Source organism: Mesorhizobium sp. Root695, assembly GCF_001428185.1.
GTDB lineage: Bacteria > Pseudomonadota > Alphaproteobacteria > Rhizobiales > Rhizobiaceae > Mesorhizobium.
Genome location: NZ_LMHO01000043.1, coordinates 91,511 through 108,459, shown reverse-complemented (window position 1 = coordinate 108,459; position 16,949 = coordinate 91,511). Strand labels below are relative to the sequence as shown.

Below are 16,949 nucleotides of genomic sequence, written 5' to 3'. Positions count from 1 at the left end.
CCCTACTGGACGAGCACCGAGCGTCCGCAGGTCGCACCGGTGACACGGACATCGGCCTGGCCGACGCCGACACCGAGCGCTGAAAGCACATTGTAGAGCAGGTCGTCGACGGGTGCTGTTACACCGTTCAGCACCGCCACCACCGCCGGCTTGACCGTTCCGAGCAGTGCGGTCAGGTCGATCCCCAGGCCAAGCGCATTGACTGAAAGCGACAGGTTGCTGACCAAGGATGTGGTGAGCGACTGCGTAATGTTGCGCGTCGAAACGGTCTTGATCGTCTTGTTGGCGATGTCGGTCGCATCGAAGGTCAGCGTCGTCGGGTTGTTGTTGGTGATCGCGGTGGCGGCGGAGCCCATCACCTGTATCAGCGGAATGTTGATCAGCAGCAGCTTGAGGCTCACATCCGCGATTTCCGCGTCGGTGAATGTCTGCGGTTGGCTGAAGTCGCCAAAGCCTGATGAGTTGCTGTTGGCCAGATGCAGCGAGGCGATACCTGGGTGTGCGGCGATGGAAACCTTGATGCTGGACGGCCCTGTCGGACAAGTGATGTCGGTCAGTTTGGCTTCGGCATAGGCGACTTCCACATTGAGCGGCAGATTGACGGCCAGCAGGCTGATGCCGCCACCGAGACTGGGTGTGCCGACGCCAACGGTGGCCACCAGCTTGATGCGCGTCTGGGCCGTGCGCACCACCGTGCCGATGCCGTCGACCGCGAGCCACGGCGAAGATTTCGCCGGCTCGCCAATGGCAATGGTAAGCGCGGTGGACAAAAGCCCGGGTACGGTGGCCCCGAGGTTGACCTGAGCCTGGTTCGTGCCGTTGGCCAGCACGGCGGCGGCGGTCAGCATTCCCATGGCGCTTGCGTCAACGCCAAGGCCGGCCGGTTTTTGCCCGAGGCCCAGGCTGCCGAAGGAGCCGAGGTCGACAAGTTTGTTGAGCGGGATCTTGACCGTGCTGGTCGCCTTGGACGCGATCGTCTGCAGGGCGACCTTGGCCGTATTGCCAACTCCGGGCACGTTGGCCATGGCAGTTGCGATCTGGCCGACGGTCGCCTTCGATGCCAGTACGTCCGAATAGGACACGCCGGTCAGGTTCAGCTGCGTGGCAAGGCCGTCGACGAAGGAAAGTACGCTCACATCCGCGGAGATCAGCGCGTTGTAGTCCATGACACTGAGCGAGATGTTGCCGCCGAGAAGTCCGCTGAGGAGCGCGTTGAGAATGCCGCCATTGACGCTGAGCAGCCTCGATCCGACCGAGAAGGTCGCCTGCGGCGTCATGCTGGCGGTGGCCTGCGTGCCGATCACGGGAGAGGGGATCAGCGAACTCGCGAAATAGCGGGCGGGGATCTTCTTCAGGGTGACACGGACGGCATTGTAGGGTGTTACGCTGGCCTGGAAGCGCTGGCTCACATTGGTGCCGGATGCCGCGTATCGCCCGGGCGTGACCGTAACGACGGTTTTCCCTACGGCCGGAGCGATCGTCTGTCCCGAGCCTTGAACGACCACCCCTGGCATGCCGTTGTCGGTCAGCGTGGTCACGACTGCTGTGTTGACGTTGGTGATGTTCGAGGCGGCGGTGATCGCCGCCAGATCCACCATTGCCTGCGCCTCGCGGCGCTCGGTGTAGATCGAGGCTTCGTCGATAGCCACCGCGGCCAGCGCCAGCGCCACCGGCGCCATGAGCGCCGTCATGACGGCGAAATTGGCCTTTCTGTCGCCCAGCATCAACCGTGCAAGCCGGAAGATCTCCTTGCGCTCACGCAGCAACATTCAGATGCCTCCGACCCTGATCGTTGACTTGCGCGTGATGGTGGTGCCTGGCATCGCTATGCCTGGGAAAAGATTCCAGATCGGCAGGTTGCGGGCATCGTATTGGATGGACACAACGAACTGACTTCCATCGGCCACGCTATCATTGGCCTGGTAGGTCAGCTTGCTGGCATCCACGAAAGGATACCCGCCGGCATTGTTGGTGACGAAGCTGGCGACGAGCGTCTGCCGTTCGGTCTGGTTCAATCCGGAGATCGCTGTGCGGGCCGCGTCCGCCGCGATCTGCTGGATCGAGTTGGCAGCGCCGAAATATATACCGTATGCAACCATCCCGAGTAGAAGAAGGATGAAGATCGGTGAGAGCAGGGCGAACTCAACCGCCGAAGTTCCTGACGTATCCATCTGGAATCGGCGGCTTATGACCGTGGGAATGACATTGCGTACCATGGCTCTGAACATGCCAAAGTTCGGATGCAAAAGCGAAAACTCTAGGCGCAACCTGGAGGTGTGCACGATTGAAAGACAGTTCTAATTTAGTGGATGCTTGCTTTGATTTCTGACTATTGACTTAAGGTCAATCAGTACTCGGTTGAAAAGACCTTACCTCCTGTCTAGTCTCCTGCCACCAGCCATCGGAGGGAACCGGTGGCGCGCTCAAAGGGGTCAGATATCGGCTCCGGGGCGTCAACACTTAAAAGGTGCGCCGACGGCAGCGCCGACAGGGAGAACTTCATGCTGATGAAAAACATGCTGAAGGCGACGGTGCTCGCCACGACGATGGCTTTGGCGGCCGGCACGTTCTACACACCGGCTTTCGCCGGGACCGTCTATAACAGAGGCAGCGCCGCCGAAGCGGAGACGGTCGACCCGCACAAGACCTCGACTGTCTACGAAGCCGATATCATACGCGACCTGTTCCAGGGCCTGGTCATGCATGACCAGAAGACCAACCTCATTCCGGGCGCCGCCGAAAGCTGGACGGTGTCCGACGACGGCACTGTCTACACCTTCAAGCTGCGCAAGGACGGCCTCTGGTCGGATGGCAGCCCGGTGACGGCGGACGACTTCGTCTATTCGTTTCGACGGCTGGAAGATCCGGCCACCGCTGCCGAATACGCTTCCATGCTCTATCCCGTGAAGAACGCCGAGGAAGTCAACACCAAGAAGGGCAAGCCGGAGGATATGGGCGTCAAGGCACTTGACGCAAATACCCTCGAAGTCACGCTCAAGGCGCCGACGCCTTACTTCCTGGAGATGCTGACCCACCAGGCCACGTATCCGGTCAACAAGGCTTCAATCGAAAAGCTCGGCGCCGACTGGATCAAGGCGGGCAATCTCGTTTCGAACGGCGCCTATACCCTGGCCGAGTGGATTCCCAACGACCACATGAAGCTGGTCAAGAATCCGAAATTCTGGGACGCCGCGACCGTCAAGATGGACGTCGTCAACTATATCCCGACCGAAGACCGTTCATCGGCGATGAAGCGCTTCGAGGCCGGCGAACTCGACAGCTACGGCGACCTGCCGACCGAACAGCTTGCTGACCTCAAGACCAAGTTCGGTGATCAGGTCCGCGTCGGACCGTATCTCGGCACCTATTACTATGCGATCAAGACCGACAAAGCGCCGTGGGACAACCCCGAACTGCGCAACGCCATCTCGATGGCGATCGACCGGGACTTCCTCGCCGAGAAAGTCTGGCAGAACTCGATGCTGCCTGGCTATTCTATGGTGCCCCCGGGCATCGCGGGCTACACGCCGGCAATGGCCAAATACGCCGACATGTCGCAGATCGACCGCGAGGACGCTGCCAAGAAGACCCTCGAGAAACTCGGCTATACGCCCGAGCATCCGTTGAAGATGGAGATCCGCTACAACACGTCGGAAAACCACAAGAACACCGCGGTTGCCATCCAGGAACAGCTGAAGCCGCTTGGCGTCGACGTCACGCTGCTCAACACCGACACCAAGACCCACTATTCCTTCCTTGAGCAGAAGGGCAACTATGATGTGGCGCGTGCCGCCTGGATCGCCGACTACAAGGATCCCGAGACCTTCCTCGGCATCACACGCAAGGCCAGCGGCAACAACTATTCCAACTATGTCAGCCCGGCATATGAAGCGGCCATGGACAAGGCGGCGGCTGCCGGCGGCAAGCCAGAAGAGCGCATGAAGGACCTCACTGAGGCCGAGCGCATCCTTGTCGATGACGTCGGTAACATTCCGCTTCTCTACTACAGCTTCCACGATATCGTTTCCTCGAAGCTGCATGGCTTCGATGACAATGTCATGGACATCCATCCGTCCCGCTTCGTCAGCAAGGACTAACTCCCTGGCCAAGCCGCCGCGCCCTTCAGGGCGCGGCGGCAGTGGTTTGCCATCGCATCGGCCCGGGAACCGGAATCGATTTTCGGCATGTCGGTGCGAAGATTTGAAGGCTAGAGCGCAACCGTCCGGCTGGACGCGCGTTGCTCTGGATCAAGCGGGGCACCGATGCTGCGATACGTATTACGGCGGCTTCTAACCGCCATCCCGACGCTGTTCGTCATCGTGACCATGGCGTTTTTCCTGATGCGCGTCGCGCCAGGCGGTCCATTCAACCAGGAGCGGGGGCTAAGTCCCGAGATCAGGGCCAACCTTGAAGCCCAGTTCGGCCTCAACGATCCGCTCTGGCTGCAATTCGTCCACTATCTCGGCAATCTGCTGCGCGGCAATTTCGGCCCGAGCTACAACATGCCGGACTTCACCGTCACCGAACTGTTCGCCAAGGGGCTGCCCATTTCGGTCCAACTCGGTGCTTCGGCGCTCGTCCTGGCGCTTCTGCTCGGTTCCGTGCTCGGCACCATTGCCGCGCTCAACCAGAACAAGCTTGGCGACTACACGGTGATTGCGTTGGCGACCGCCGGCAGCACCATCCCCACCTTCGTCATCGCACCGGTAATCCAGCTCCTGTTCGGGCTGACCTGGAAGCTCTTGCCGATCGGTGGATGGGGCGACGGCGCTTTCATCAACAAGGTCGGCCCGGTGCTGACGCTCGCTCTGCCGCAGATCGCCATCGTCGCCCGGCTGATGCGTGGTTCGATGATCGAATCCTTGCGGTCCCATCATATCCGCACGGCGCGCGCGCTCGGCCTCTCCGACTGGTCGGTGGTGGTCAAGCACGCGCTGCGCGGCGCCATCCTGCCGATCGTCTCCTTCACCGGCCCGGCAGCCGCGGCATTGCTGACCGGCTCGGTCATCGTCGAGACGATCTTCTCCATTCCGGGCGTCGGCCGCTATTTCGTCGATGCCGCGCTGAACCGCGACTACACGCTGGTGATGGGAACGGTGGTGGTGATCGCCATCTTCACCATCGTCTTCAACCTGATCGTCGACGTCATGTACGCGGTCGTCGACCCGAGGGTGCGCTATGACTGACATTGCAGCCACAGCTCCCGCCGTCGTCGGTCGCTCGCTCTGGGGTGATGCCTGGGCGCGCCTCAAGGCCAATCGCGCCGCCATGTTCAGCCTGTATTACCTCGCCCTGATCGGTGTCGTCAGCGTGTTCGGGCCCTTGTTCGTGCCGCATCAGTACACCACCATCTATGCCGACTATGTGCGCATGCCGCCGAGCCTGTCGGCCTATCCGAAGGCCGACATGATCGAGACGGCACTCACCGAAGCGATCAAGCGCATGCGGGTCGACATCAAGGAGTGGCGGCAGGAAGGCAACCAGGTCTTCGTTACCGTCAAGTCGACCAAGCCGATCGACGACCGCAACATCCGCTATCTCGACCGCTCCGATGCCTTTGACGACACCAAGATCGAGGCCAAGTCGCCTGACGGCCTCGAAGTGACCATGAGTGCCTCGATCAAGCAGCAATATTTCCTGTTCGGCACCGACAACACCGGCCGCGATCTGTTGTCGCGCACGCTGATGGCCGGGCGCATATCGCTGGCCATCGGCCTGCTTGCCGGCGTCGTGGCGGTGGCCATCGGCGTGGTCTACGGGGCCGCTGCCGGCTTTGCCGGCGGCAAGGTCGACGAGGTCATGATGCGCATCGTCGACGTGCTCTATTCCTTGCCCTTCATCTTCTTCGTGATCATGCTGGTGGTGTTCTTCGGCCGCAACTTCGTGCTGATGTTCCTGGCGGTCGGCGCCGTGCTGTGGCTCGACATGGCGCGCATCGTGCGCGGCCAGGCGCTGTCGATCCGCCGGCAGGAATATGTCCAGGCGGCGGAAGCCATGGGTGTCGGCCAGCGCGGTATCCTGCTGCGCCACGTCATTCCCAACCTGCTCGGCCCGGTGGTGATCTATATGACGCTGCTGGTGCCGCAAGTCATCATCCTGGAGAGCTTCCTGTCATTCCTCGGGCTCGGCGTGCAGGAGCCGATGACCAGTTGGGGCGTGCTGATCTCGGTCGGCGCCAAGAACATCGGCACCGCCAACTGGCTGCTCCTGTTTCCCGCCTTCTTCCTCGTCTCGACACTGTTCGCGCTGAACTTCGTTGGCGACGGCCTGCGCGACGCGCTCGACCCGAGAGATCGATAAAGATGGGGATCGCTGAAATGGCTGCTTCCGAAACGATCCTCAGCGTCAAGGATCTGCGCGTCCGCTTCCGCACGCTCGACGGCGCGGTCGAGGCGGTGAAGGGCATCAACATCCACGTCAAGTCAGGCGAAACCGTTGCAGTGGTTGGCGAATCCGGCTCCGGCAAGAGCCAGACGATGATGGCGGCGATGAGCCTGCTGGCATCGAATGGCGAAGCGACAGGCAGTGTCGACTATCGCGGCCGCAATCTTCTGACACTGAGCAAATCCGAGCTCAACAAGGTCCGAGGCCGCAAGATCAGCATGATCTTCCAGGAGCCGATGACCTCGCTCGATCCGCTCTATTCAATCGGCAACCAGCTGATCGAACCGATCCGACGGCATCGGGGCCTGAATGCTGCCGAGGCGCACGAAGAGGCGCTCAGGCTGCTGCGGCTGGTGCATATCCCCGACCCCGAGCGACGGATGAAGTCCTATCCGCACGAAATGTCCGGCGGCCAGCGCCAGCGCGTGATGATCGCCATGGCGCTCGCCAACGACCCTGACATATTGATCGCCGACGAGCCGACGACGGCGCTCGACGTGACGATCCAGGCGCAGATCCTGATGCTTTTGGCTGAATTGCAGCGCAAGCTCGGCATGGCGATCGTCTTCATCACCCACGATCTCGGCATCGTCCGTCGCTTTGCCGACCGGGTCTATGTCATGCGTCAGGGCGAGGTTGTCGAGGAGGGGGAGGCCGAAGCCATCTTCGTCAACCCGCAGCATGCCTATACGAAAATGCTGCTGGCGGCCGAGCCGACCGGCCACAAGGCGCCACCACCCGCCAATGCACCGGTGCTGCTCGAAGGCAGGAATGTCGAAGTGACGTTCAGGATCGGCGGCGGGTTTCTGGCCGGCGAGCCGCTGATGCTGCGTGCCGTCGATCACATCTCGATCCGGCTGCAGCGCAACCAGACCATCGGCATCGTCGGTGAATCCGGCTCGGGCAAATCGACGCTCGGCCGCGCTCTGCTGCGGCTGTTGCCGAGCGACGGGCTCATCCGTTTCGGCGATCGCGACATTTCCCAGGCGGACCGGCAGGCGATGCGACCGCTACGGCGTCAAATGCAGCTCGTCTTCCAGGACCCGTTCGGCTCGCTGTCGCCGCGCATGACCGTCGGTCAGGTCATTACGGAAGGGCTGCTGGTGCATGAGCCGAACCTTTCGGGCAAGCAACGCGACCAGCGCGCCGTCGAGGCCTTGCGCGAGGTCGGCCTCGATCCGAACGCCCGCAACCGCTACCCGCATGAATTTTCCGGCGGCCAGCGCCAGCGCATCGCCATTGCGCGGGCCATGATCCTGAAGCCCAAGCTGGTGGTGCTGGATGAGCCGACCTCGGCGCTCGACCGCTCGGTGCAGAAACAGATCGTCGAGCTGCTGCGCAAACTGCAGGCCGACCACGAACTGTCCTACCTCTTCATCAGCCACGATCTGTCGGTCGTGCGCGCCATGGCCGACTACATCATCGTCATGAAACAGGGCAAGATCGTCGAGGAGGGGCCGACCGAGGCGATCTTCAGCAATCCGCAGCACGTCTACACACAGACGCTGATGGCCGCGGCGATCGACGTCACGCGGTTTCGCCTGAGCGCCTGAGCCACTGCAGGCAGTTGCCGCAGATGGTCTGTTCACTCAGTCCGTTGACCGCGGGCACTTGCGCGCCCGTGCCCCGACAATCGCCTCTTGTTGCTGCTTCAGCCGATCGATTCTGGCCGTTTCACGGCTGGCGACCGCGGTCTTCACACGCGAGCCGCCCAGCAGCCAGCGCGGAACACTGGTGTTCGCGACCTTGCCACGGGTGATTGCGGTTTGTGAGATGTCACGGGCAACGGCTCCCAGCGCGCTGTTGAGCTTGGCACACGTCATCGAATCGTATTTCGCCGGATCGACGGATCTGCTGATCGATGAACAGCCAGCGACAAGAAACAGTGCAATCATCAGGACCGGTGGCAAAGCTGTCGTCGAATTCAAATTCATGTCGCATCCGGCTCGCCGTTTCATCGACCCATCATACCCATCGAACTACCTAGGGCCGAGGGCCATTTCGTCAAAGTTTGCGACTGCGAAGGACTCTACCACCGCGCTCAGCCTTTCCGGCCAAAGCAGGAACATTCTCGGTCACTCGCAGTTGGTACCCGTCGAGTGCTTTAATTCAATCACTGGTAAACGGAGAGAGCCCGTCTCGGCTAACGCCGGGACCGGCTTTTCGTGCATTTTGGTGATCTCCGACCACAACGGCTGCCGGGTCGTTCATTCGATGTCCCTGGAAATTCTCACGCTGCTTCAGCAACGAACGTCGTCGGGGCGCAACCGTCGAGCATTGCCTGGGCGATGTCGGTCTCATTTCCATCGACATGGGCCGTCACCAAAACGATCCCCTCGGTGTTACTCCGATCATCCGTCTTCACGGCAGTCATGGGGAATGTTCCAAGCAGACCGCCAGCAACGCCGCCACAGGCCCCGCCGGCCACGACTGTTGCCCATACGCTTGCAGCAAGAGGACTGATGCCGTGGGCCGCAACAGCGCTCAGGCAGGCCAACCCGCCGGCGGCAGCGCCGAGGATGACCCCCAAAGCGGAAATCCACAGAGATCCAACTTCGTCATTGTAAGGTCCGATGATGGCGATCTGTACCCGAGGAATTCCGGCCGCCACCAGATCGCTGGCGACCCGGGCCGCTTGGGCATGGGAATCAAAAAGTCTGCTGATTGTTGGCATGGTCACTCAAGGCTTTTGACTGTTTGGCAGCGTGTCGGTGACGAAGGATGCGGCAATCAGGTCGTCGCTTTCAATTCGGCCCTGGCGGTCTTCCATGATGGCCGCGACCTTGTGGAAGGTCTTCATTTCGCCCTCGGTGATTTGGGCCTTCTCCATCTTGGACTTGAGGTCAGCGACGCGCATCCCCAAGGCATGTGATCTTGCAGTCTCAGGGTTCGACATGATGATGGTCATCCGTTTCATTTTTGTTGGTCTTTGCCCCAACCAACCGAACTGGGGCAAGTGCAAAAGGTTCCCAAGTCGGGCTTCGGTCGGGCAAGGCACCGGACCTAGGTCTGATCGCAAAAAGCAATGATCCTATTGGGGGCGTCGCTCGGAACGGCCACTGCCTGCGGTCGTTGTCCGCTGCACGTTTGCGGGAGGAAGCTGATGGAGAGGAGTGTTGGCCAAGCGCGCTGGTTGCTCGCACCGGTCTTCGCCGTGGCCATCACCTTCATCGTGATGGGAATAGCTCTTGGCTGACCATCCGGAAGACCTGCTCGCGAAAGTTTTGCACATCGGTGCAGCTACGTCCCTTCCTGCGCTGATAGGGTTCGCTCGCTGCTCCTGTGTGACGGGCGAACCCTCAACTTTCAGGAGCGACGACCAAATGCCCGACTCCTGGGAGCCGGGCGGTTCGCGATCAGTAACCGTCGTTTTCTATCACCACGGGGTGGTGGCGATGAGTGGAGACGGAGCCTGTCACGACGACGGTGTCTCGACGATGATGCCGGCGCCCATGGTCATAGAACGCATCCGCACCGTGCCGGCGGTGGTGCAAGCGCTGGCCGTCTTCGTTGATGATCTTGACGCTGTTGTGGTGTCGATGGTGGGTTCTAATAACCACATCGGTCTCGGCAGCCGAAGCCATAACGGGCAATCCCATGGAAAGCGCCAAGGCGCACATGATCATTGTTTTCATTGCAGTTTCTCCATTTCCTTAATTAGCCCTTCGTCGGATAACTGCCTCTGATCACTTTGGTTCCGGCCTTCCCCAAGGCCAGCCAGAACACTTGCGGCAAGTCGAAGAACGGGCGATCGCTCTTGCAGAGAGCGATGTGTCTGACCGCATCAGTCTCGCTCGGCGCATGATGGCTCCTGACCCAGCCGGCGGTCTGCTTCTGCCGTCGGGGTAAATAGGCTCCGAGGCCAATATGAAGGCAATTCACCAGGCCATCGCTCGATCTCGCCAAACAGCGGAACATTAGGCACGTCTGATAGTTCTATTTCTCGCAGCCAGCACTGCGGCTTTGGTGTCTGCTGCGGATCAGCCGCTAAGGCTGGTCGGCCCGCGTCTCCGCCAGAGGCGCGGGCTTCCCCCAGGCAACAGGAGAGAAATTATGAACAACATCATTTGGCTCGTCGGAGCGGTGGTCATCGTCCTAGTGATATTGAGCTTTTTCGGCCTTCGTTAAGCGCGACGTGAGCCATGTCCATCGACCCTCTATCGGAAGGTGATCAGCCGAAGCGGACACTGCGAAAGCGACGCAAGCGGCCGGCCGAAGATCGACACGATGGCAGGGAGGCCATCGTCTCTGTGCCATCTGAGGAAAAGAGCTTTCGCGTCTGGTTCCTGTCCAATGAAACAGGCATCAGCCTGGACCAGGCTAGCGAACTTGTCGACAGAATCGAGGCAGATGGCGCGGCATTGATGAATGCCGCGCGGCTAATGAAAATTCACTCGCAATGACTGGCAAATCTGTAGCCGCCGACGTCGTCGGCGACTTCGAGAAGCTCACTGGCGCTACGTGCCCGACGACGAAAGACAAGACTCTGGGTTTGTCTCATCAAGCAGTGAGCTCTATCTTCAGGCGGGATATCAGTCTGAGCGCCGAAGTCGGGATGCGCTAACACTTTGTTTTTTCTGGTCGGAGTGGCAGGATTTGAACCTGCGACCCCCTCGTCCCGAACGAGGTGCGCTACCAGGCTGCGCTACACTCCGTGACCAGACCGCGGGCTTATAGCTGCCGTACTTCGTTCCTGCAAGCGGCAATGGCAGCGCTTCTGTCGCATTTCGTCCGCTTTCGTCGGGCATTTCGGCCAAGCTCGGATTTCGGTCCGGGATAAACGTGGCTTAAAGCCTTGTGTGCTAAGCCGCGGCCCTCGATAGATTGTATTTTCTGCCGCCTGGAGCTCTGCTGTCTTGCCCCCAAAAATCGTTGGCGACGCCCGGCCCAACAGTTTCGAATTCGAAACCGAAGCGCTGATCAAGGCGTCCGGCTTTCGCGAATATGATGCGCGCTGGTGGTTCGGCCATCCCGGCTCCGCGCAACCGCCAGAGCTCAATCTGATCGGCGTCCAGGCGCTCGGCATGGGGCTTGGCACGCTGATTCGCCGTCTCGGCGCCGGGCCGGATATCGTCACCGGGCATGACTTCCGCTCCTATTCGCTGTCGATCAAGTTGGCGCTGGTGTCCGGCCTGATGGCGGCGGGCGCCCGCGTGAGGGACATCGGCCTGGCGTTGTCGCCAATGGCCTATTTCGCTCAGTTCGCCTTGGATACGTCCTCGGTCGCCATGGTCACCGCCTCGCACAACGAGAATGGCTGGACAGGCGTCAAGATGGGCGCGGCGCGGCCGCTGACCTTCGGCCCCGAAGAGATGAGCGCGCTGAAGGCGATCGTGCTGGCCGGCGATTTCGATCTTGCCGGCGACGGCTCCTATGATTTCGTCCGCGATTTTCGCGCGACCTATCTCGACGATCTGACCCGCGACAAGCGCATCACGCGAAAGCTGAGAGTGGTCGCCGCGTCCGGCAACGGCACCGCCGGCGCCTTTGCCCCGCAAGCGCTGCAGCGCATCGGCTGCGAGGTCATCCCGCTCGATGTCGAACTCGACTATACCTTCCCACGCTACAATCCCAATCCTGAGGACATGCAGATGCTGCATGCCATCAGGGACAAGGTGCTAGAGACCGGTGCCGATGTCGGCCTTGGCTTCGACGGCGACGGTGATCGCTGCGGCGTCGTCGACAATGAAGGCAACGAGATTTTTGCCGACAAGGTCGGGGTGATGCTGGCGCGGGATATTTCCAGCCAGCATCCGGGCTCGACTTTCGTTGTCGACGTCAAGTCGACCGGCTTGTTCAACACCGACGCAGTGCTGCTCGCCAACGGCGCCGTCACCGATTACTGGAAGACCGGCCACTCCTACATCAAGCGCCGCGTCGCCGAGCTTGGCGCCGTCGCCGGTTTCGAAAAGTCAGGCCATTTCTTCTTCAACCCGCCGATCGGCCGCGGCTATGATGATGGGCTGGTCACCGCCATCGCTATCTGCCAGATGCTGGATCGCAGCCCCGGCAGTTCGATGGCCGATCTCTACCGCGAGCTGCCGCTGACCTTCGGCACACCGACCATGTCGCCGCACTGCGCCGACGATGTGAAGTATGGCGTGGTCGAGCGGGTGGTTGCCGACTTTCAGGCCATGAAGCGGGATGGAATGGTTTTCGCCGGCCAGAAGATCGGAGATCTCATAACCGTCAACGGCGTGCGTGTCGTCGCCGAGGACGGCACCTGGGGGCTGGTGCGCGCCTCGTCTAACAAGCCGGAGCTCGTGGTGGTCGTCGAAAGCCCGGTATCGTCGCAGCGTCGCCGGCAGATGTTCGAGGCCGTCGACGCGGTGCTGCGCCGCAGCCCCGAAGTCGGCGCCTACAACCAGACTTTTTAAGATCAGCGATCGGTCGTGGAAGCTGTCCGCTCCAGGACGCTCCAGTCGAACGACCGCGCCCAGTCGGCAAATCCGTGCCAGCGGACTTCCGGGAATTCCTTGCGCAACGCGGCGATATCGACATCGTAACCGACGCGGTCGAACCACTCGAACATGAGTGCCGCGTCCTCGCTCTGCTGGCGGGCCGCCGCGATCGGGATTTCCTGATAGCGGATCAGACGGCCGATGGCCTCGGACAGGATTTTCGCCTGCTCTTCGCCGGACAGTTCGTCCCCGGCGAAGTCGAAGCGCTTGCCGAATACCTGTTCTCGCCGCTCGACCAGGGCAGCAACGAAGGCGCCGATGTCCGTCAGGCTGACAAGCTGGAGGACGCGTTTGGCAGGCAGGGCGAAGGCATGTGTGCCTTGGCTGAGCGCGTCGATCGACCATGGCGCGACGGCATTTTCCATGAACGCGACCGGCGCGCTGATCGTATAGGGGATGCCGAGACCGACGACATGTTTCTCGACGAGATATTTGCTCTCGAAATGCGGGATATCGGTTTTCTTGTCGGCATCGGCGACTGACGAATAGATCAGGTGTCCGACGCCGGCAGCCTTCGCGGCATCGGCTGCAAGGATCCCCTGGCGGGTCTCTTCCTGCAGACCGGCCTCGTAGCTGTTGCCCATCAGGAACATCGTGTCGACGTCTTTTGCCGCCCTCACAACGGAGGCTGCGTCAGCGAGATCGCCGGCCACGATATCGGCGCCCGCCGACGCCAGTTGCCGCGCGGCCTCGCTGTCCGGCTTGCGCGTCAGCGCCTTTACGTGATGGCCCCTCGACAACAGGGCACGGGCAACCGCGCCGCCTTGTTGGCCGGTGGCGCCGGTTACCAGGATGTTTCGCTTGCCGGTCATGATCTCTGCTCCTTCTTGTTTCTCCTGGAGCAAAACTAGGGCCTGTCGCATTGATGCATAATTGGCTATAATTGGAAAACTTAGTGCCAATTTTAGATACAATGCTCGACCTCAACGACATCATCGTGTTTGCCCGCGTCGTCGAAGCCGGCAGCTTCACTGCTGCCGCGCGTCTGCTCGCCATGCCCAAGACAACGGTCAGCCGCCGCATTGCCGCGCTCGAGCGCGAGGTCGGCGTGCGCCTGCTGCAGCGCACGACACGCAGCCTCAACCTGACGGATGCCGGGCGTCTCTACTATGAGCAGAGCAGCCGGGGGCTGCGGACGATCGAGGAGGCAAATCTGCGCCTCGCACAGGCGAGGGCGGAGCCGTCGGGCACGATTCGCATTTCGGCCCCGGTCGGCTTTGGCGGCCATTTCCTCATCCGCGCCGTGGTCGACTTCCTGGCAATGTATCCGAAAACCAACGTCGAGCTGCGCCTCACCGACGACAGGCTCAATCTGGTCGAGGACGGTATAGACCTCGCTTTCCGCACCGGGATCCTTCAGGATTCGACGCTGATCGCCCGCAAACTCGGCTCCACGCACAGGCTGCTCTGCGCCAGCCCGGACTATCTCGCGCGGCACGGCATGCCCGAGAGCCCGGCGGACCTTGCGCACCATCAATGCGTCATCGCCGGCCCTTCGGTCTCAGGCGCTCATTGGGTGCTGGATGGGCCAAGCGGCCAGGAAACGGTCGTGGTGGCCGGGCGCTTCGCCGCCAATGAAATGCAGGCGGTCGTCGCGGCCGCGCTCGCAGGCTTCGGCATTGCCCAATTGCCCCAGGCGATCGCAGAAGGGTTGATCAATGACGGACGACTGCAGCGAGTTCTCAGGACCTACGCGACACCGGCCGGCGGCCTGCACGTTCTCTATCCGAGCAGCCGGCATCTTTCTCCTTTGGTCAAGGCGTTCATCGAGCTTGCATCCGAGCGCATTCCCAATGGGATAAACACCGCTTAAAGGCTAGGTGTGATAGCAACCGGCACCACTTGCCTCCTGAGCGTGAGACCTGAATGACCGAGCGGATTGTCAGTTTTGTCATGAGCGGCGGCGTCGGCTCGCGGTTGTGGCCGCTGTCGCGCGAGGACAATCCCAAGCAGTTCCACGATCTGTCGGGCGACGGCTCGATGCTGGCCAAGACCTTGCGCCGGCTGACCGCCCGGCCGCAAGGCGAAACGCCGATCTTCCTGATCGCCGCGGAGCGCCACGCCGATCGCGTCCACACCGATCTTGCCGGCCTCGATCTCGCCGGCGGCGGTCCGCTGTTCGAGCCGACCGGGCGCAACACAGCCGCCGCCGTCGCGCTGGCGGTGCTGCGCACACTGTCCGAGTTCGGCGACAGCCTGGTGCTGGTGGTGCCGTCGGACCATGAGATAGCGACCCCGCGCCAATTCTGGCAGAGCGTCGAAGCAGGCACCGAGGCAGCACGCGAGGGCAGGCTGGTGGTGTTCGGCATCAAACCGACACAGCCCGAGACCGGCTACGGCTATATCGAGGTCGCAGCCGAAACCGGCGGCACCTTCGACGTGTCGCGCTTCGTCGAAAAGCCGGACCTTGCGACTGCGCAAACTTATCTCAAGGCCGGAACTTTCTACTGGAACACCGGCATCTTCCTGTTTCGCGCCGGCGCCATGCGTGACGCCTTCATGGCGTTCCAGCCGCACATCTGGCTGGCCACCGAAGCAGCCTACAAGGCCGCGACATCGGATCTCTCCGGCCTCTACATGCCGCTTGAGCTCTACGCCGCCATTCCGTCGAACTCGATCGACTATGCCATCATGGAGCGGGCAAGAGACATCGCCATGGTGCCGGCCGGCTTCCGCTGGAACGATCTCGGCTCGTGGCAGTCGCTGCTTGATGTCGGCCCCGCCGACAACCAGGGCAATGTCATCATCGGCGATGTCGTCGCCATCGATTGCGAGAATTCCTACATCCGCAGTGACGGCCGCCTGCTGTCGGCGATCGGCATGAAGGACGTCGCCATCGTCTCGACATCGGACGCCACCTTCGTCGCCCCGGTCAGCCACAGCCAGCACGTCAAGAAGATCGTCGAGCAGCTCGAAAAATCGGGCCGGCTGGAAACCAGGTTCACGCCGGCGCAAGACCGCGTCATCGAGAGCGGCGCCTGGCGGCGGCGCGTGCACCACTGGCTATTTCAGGAGACCTTGCCGCTGTGGTCGACATCAGGCGTCGACGAACGCCATGGCGGTTTTCATGAAGCGCTCAGCCTGGACGCCTCGCCGCTGATGAAGCCCAAGCGCATGCGCACAATGGCAAGGCAGGTCTATGCTTTTGCGGTCGCCAAGGAGCGCGGCTGGGACGGTCCGGCCGACCGGCTGATCAGCCACGGCATCGACTTCATGGAAGGGAAGGGCCGCACCGACAAAGGCGGCTGGGTTCGCACGCTGAATGTCGACGGTTCGGTCGCCGATGCCACCGAGGATGCCTACGATCATTCCTGCGTGCTCTTGGCACTGGCGCATGCGCATATGTCGGGCAATCCCGACGCCTTGCGGCTCGGCGAGGAAACCTTCGCCTTTCTCGATGCCCATCTCGAAGACAGCCGCATGACCGGCTTCCTCGAGACATCGGACGGGGAGGGCGAGCGCCGCTCCAACCCGCATATGCACCTGCTCGAGGCCTTCCTGGCCTGGTATCAGGCGACCGGCGAGCGCGCCCATCTGCGCCGCGCGGCGCGCATCATCGACCTCTTCCGCAGTCATTTCTTCGATCCGGAAAGCTGGACACTTGGCGAGTATTTCGATGCCGAATGGAAACCCTCCGCCGGCGAGAAAGGCTCATGGACCGAGCCTGGCCACCATTTCGAATGGGCCTCACTGCTGGTCGATTTCGCCGGGCGCAGCGGCCAGGCCGAGTTGAGCGGCTTTGCCCGGAAACTCTACGCCTCGGCCATCGCCAACGGCCTCAACCGCGCCACCGGCCTTGCCTATGGCGCCGTCTCGCGGCAGGGCCTGCCGCTCGACCTTGTCTCGCGCAGCTGGCCGCAGGCCGAAGCGATCAAGGCGGCGATCGCACTGGATGGCTCGGGCGGTCCCGACCTGAAACCCGAGATCGAGGCGCGTGTCGGCCGCCTGTTTCGCTGGCACATCGACCCGGCCCCGCTCGGCCTGTGGATCGACCGCATCGACGAACGCGGCCGCTCGCTTGCGGCGGATGTTCCGGCCAGCATCTTCTATCATCTGGTCTGCGCACTTACGCAGTATCTTGACGGGACGGCGGAGAAGGGGTGA

At 61.8% G+C, this 16,949-nt stretch carries 15 protein-coding genes and 1 tRNA gene; 9 read left to right on the top strand and 7 right to left on the bottom strand.

Going from position 1 to position 16,949, the window contains the following annotated elements; genetic code table 11:
• Positions 1 to 2: 2 nt before the first annotated feature.
• The gene (locus ASD99_RS27200) at positions 3 to 1,769 is read right to left on the bottom strand and encodes a TadG family pilus assembly protein (RefSeq protein ID WP_057145457.1); all 1,767 of its coding nucleotides are present in this window, start codon (positions 1,767 to 1,769) and stop codon (positions 3 to 5) included.
• On the bottom strand, positions 1,770 to 2,228 hold the full coding sequence (locus ASD99_RS27195; protein ID WP_413813956.1) for a TadE/TadG family type IV pilus assembly protein: 459 nt from the start codon (positions 2,226 to 2,228) through the stop codon (positions 1,770 to 1,772). It abuts the gene before it with no gap.
• 276 nt (positions 2,229 to 2,504) lie between these two features.
• Between ASD99_RS27195 and ASD99_RS27190 the strand changes: the two genes are divergently transcribed.
• The 4 genes from ASD99_RS27190 to ASD99_RS27175 all read left to right on the top strand — a co-directional run bounded on the left by ASD99_RS27190 (position 2,505) and on the right by ASD99_RS27175 (position 7,937).
• A complete protein-coding gene (locus ASD99_RS27190; RefSeq protein WP_057145548.1) occupies positions 2,505 to 4,097 on the top strand; it encodes a peptide ABC transporter substrate-binding protein in 1,593 nt (530 codons plus the stop codon).
• A gap of 165 nt (positions 4,098 to 4,262) precedes the next feature.
• A complete protein-coding gene (locus tag ASD99_RS27185; protein WP_056580795.1) occupies positions 4,263 to 5,186 on the top strand; it encodes an ABC transporter permease subunit in 924 nt (307 codons plus the stop codon).
• The gene (locus ASD99_RS27180) at positions 5,179 to 6,300 is read left to right on the top strand and encodes an ABC transporter permease (RefSeq protein WP_057145456.1); all 1,122 of its coding nucleotides are present in this window, start codon (positions 5,179 to 5,181) and stop codon (positions 6,298 to 6,300) included. Before ASD99_RS27185 ends, ASD99_RS27180 begins: the two co-directional genes overlap by 8 nt.
• A 17-nt stretch (positions 6,301 to 6,317) precedes the next feature.
• A complete protein-coding gene (locus ASD99_RS27175; protein WP_057145546.1) occupies positions 6,318 to 7,937 on the top strand; it encodes an ABC transporter ATP-binding protein in 1,620 nt (539 codons plus the stop codon).
• Positions 7,938 to 7,973: 36 nt separating this feature from the next.
• Here ASD99_RS27175 and ASD99_RS27170 read toward each other — a convergent pair whose 3' ends face one another.
• The 3 genes from ASD99_RS27170 to ASD99_RS27160 form a co-directional block, all read right to left on the bottom strand.
• Positions 7,974 to 8,318: a hypothetical protein gene (locus ASD99_RS27170; protein WP_057145455.1), complete on the bottom strand. Its 345-nt coding sequence runs from the start codon at positions 8,316 to 8,318 to the stop codon at positions 7,974 to 7,976.
• Positions 8,319 to 8,614: 296 nt separating this feature from the next.
• A complete protein-coding gene (locus ASD99_RS27165) occupies positions 8,615 to 9,058 on the bottom strand; it encodes a hypothetical protein (protein WP_057145545.1) in 444 nt (147 codons plus the stop codon).
• Between the two features lie 6 nt (positions 9,059 to 9,064).
• Complete coding sequence (locus tag ASD99_RS27160; protein WP_056581897.1) at positions 9,065 to 9,280, bottom strand: hypothetical protein; 216 nt, start codon at positions 9,278 to 9,280, stop codon at positions 9,065 to 9,067.
• 292 nt (positions 9,281 to 9,572) lie between these two features.
• Between ASD99_RS27160 and ASD99_RS35355 the strand changes: the two genes are divergently transcribed.
• Positions 9,573 to 10,070, top strand: coding sequence for a hypothetical protein (locus tag ASD99_RS35355; RefSeq protein WP_162256731.1), 498 nt, complete (start codon positions 9,573 to 9,575; stop codon positions 10,068 to 10,070).
• A 456-nt stretch (positions 10,071 to 10,526) separates the two neighbouring features.
• Positions 10,527 to 10,787, top strand: a complete 261-nt coding sequence (locus tag ASD99_RS27145; RefSeq protein ID WP_057145453.1) for a hypothetical protein — start codon at positions 10,527 to 10,529, stop codon at positions 10,785 to 10,787.
• 175 nt (positions 10,788 to 10,962) lie between these two features.
• Here the strand turns inward: ASD99_RS27145 and ASD99_RS27140 are convergent.
• A tRNA-Pro gene (locus tag ASD99_RS27140) sits at positions 10,963 to 11,039 on the bottom strand.
• 201 nt (positions 11,040 to 11,240) lie between these two features.
• On the opposite strand from ASD99_RS27140, the gene ASD99_RS27135 reads away from it, so the two are divergent.
• Positions 11,241 to 12,761, top strand: a complete 1,521-nt coding sequence (locus tag ASD99_RS27135; RefSeq protein WP_057145452.1) for a phosphomannomutase/phosphoglucomutase — start codon at positions 11,241 to 11,243, stop codon at positions 12,759 to 12,761.
• Between the two features lie 2 nt (positions 12,762 to 12,763).
• On the opposite strand, the gene ASD99_RS27130 is transcribed toward ASD99_RS27135, so the two are convergent.
• Positions 12,764 to 13,657 carry an NmrA/HSCARG family protein gene (locus tag ASD99_RS27130; RefSeq protein ID WP_057145451.1) on the bottom strand — a complete coding sequence of 298 codons (894 nt, stop codon included), beginning with the start codon at positions 13,655 to 13,657 and terminating at the stop codon, positions 12,764 to 12,766.
• A gap of 101 nt (positions 13,658 to 13,758) precedes the next feature.
• On the opposite strand from ASD99_RS27130, the gene ASD99_RS27125 reads away from it, so the two are divergent.
• Positions 13,759 to 14,658, top strand: a complete 900-nt coding sequence (locus ASD99_RS27125; RefSeq protein ID WP_056580775.1) for a LysR family transcriptional regulator — start codon at positions 13,759 to 13,761, stop codon at positions 14,656 to 14,658.
• A gap of 53 nt (positions 14,659 to 14,711) precedes the next feature.
• On the top strand, positions 14,712 to 16,949 hold the full coding sequence (locus tag ASD99_RS27120; protein WP_057145450.1) for an AGE family epimerase/isomerase: 2,238 nt from the start codon (positions 14,712 to 14,714) through the stop codon (positions 16,947 to 16,949).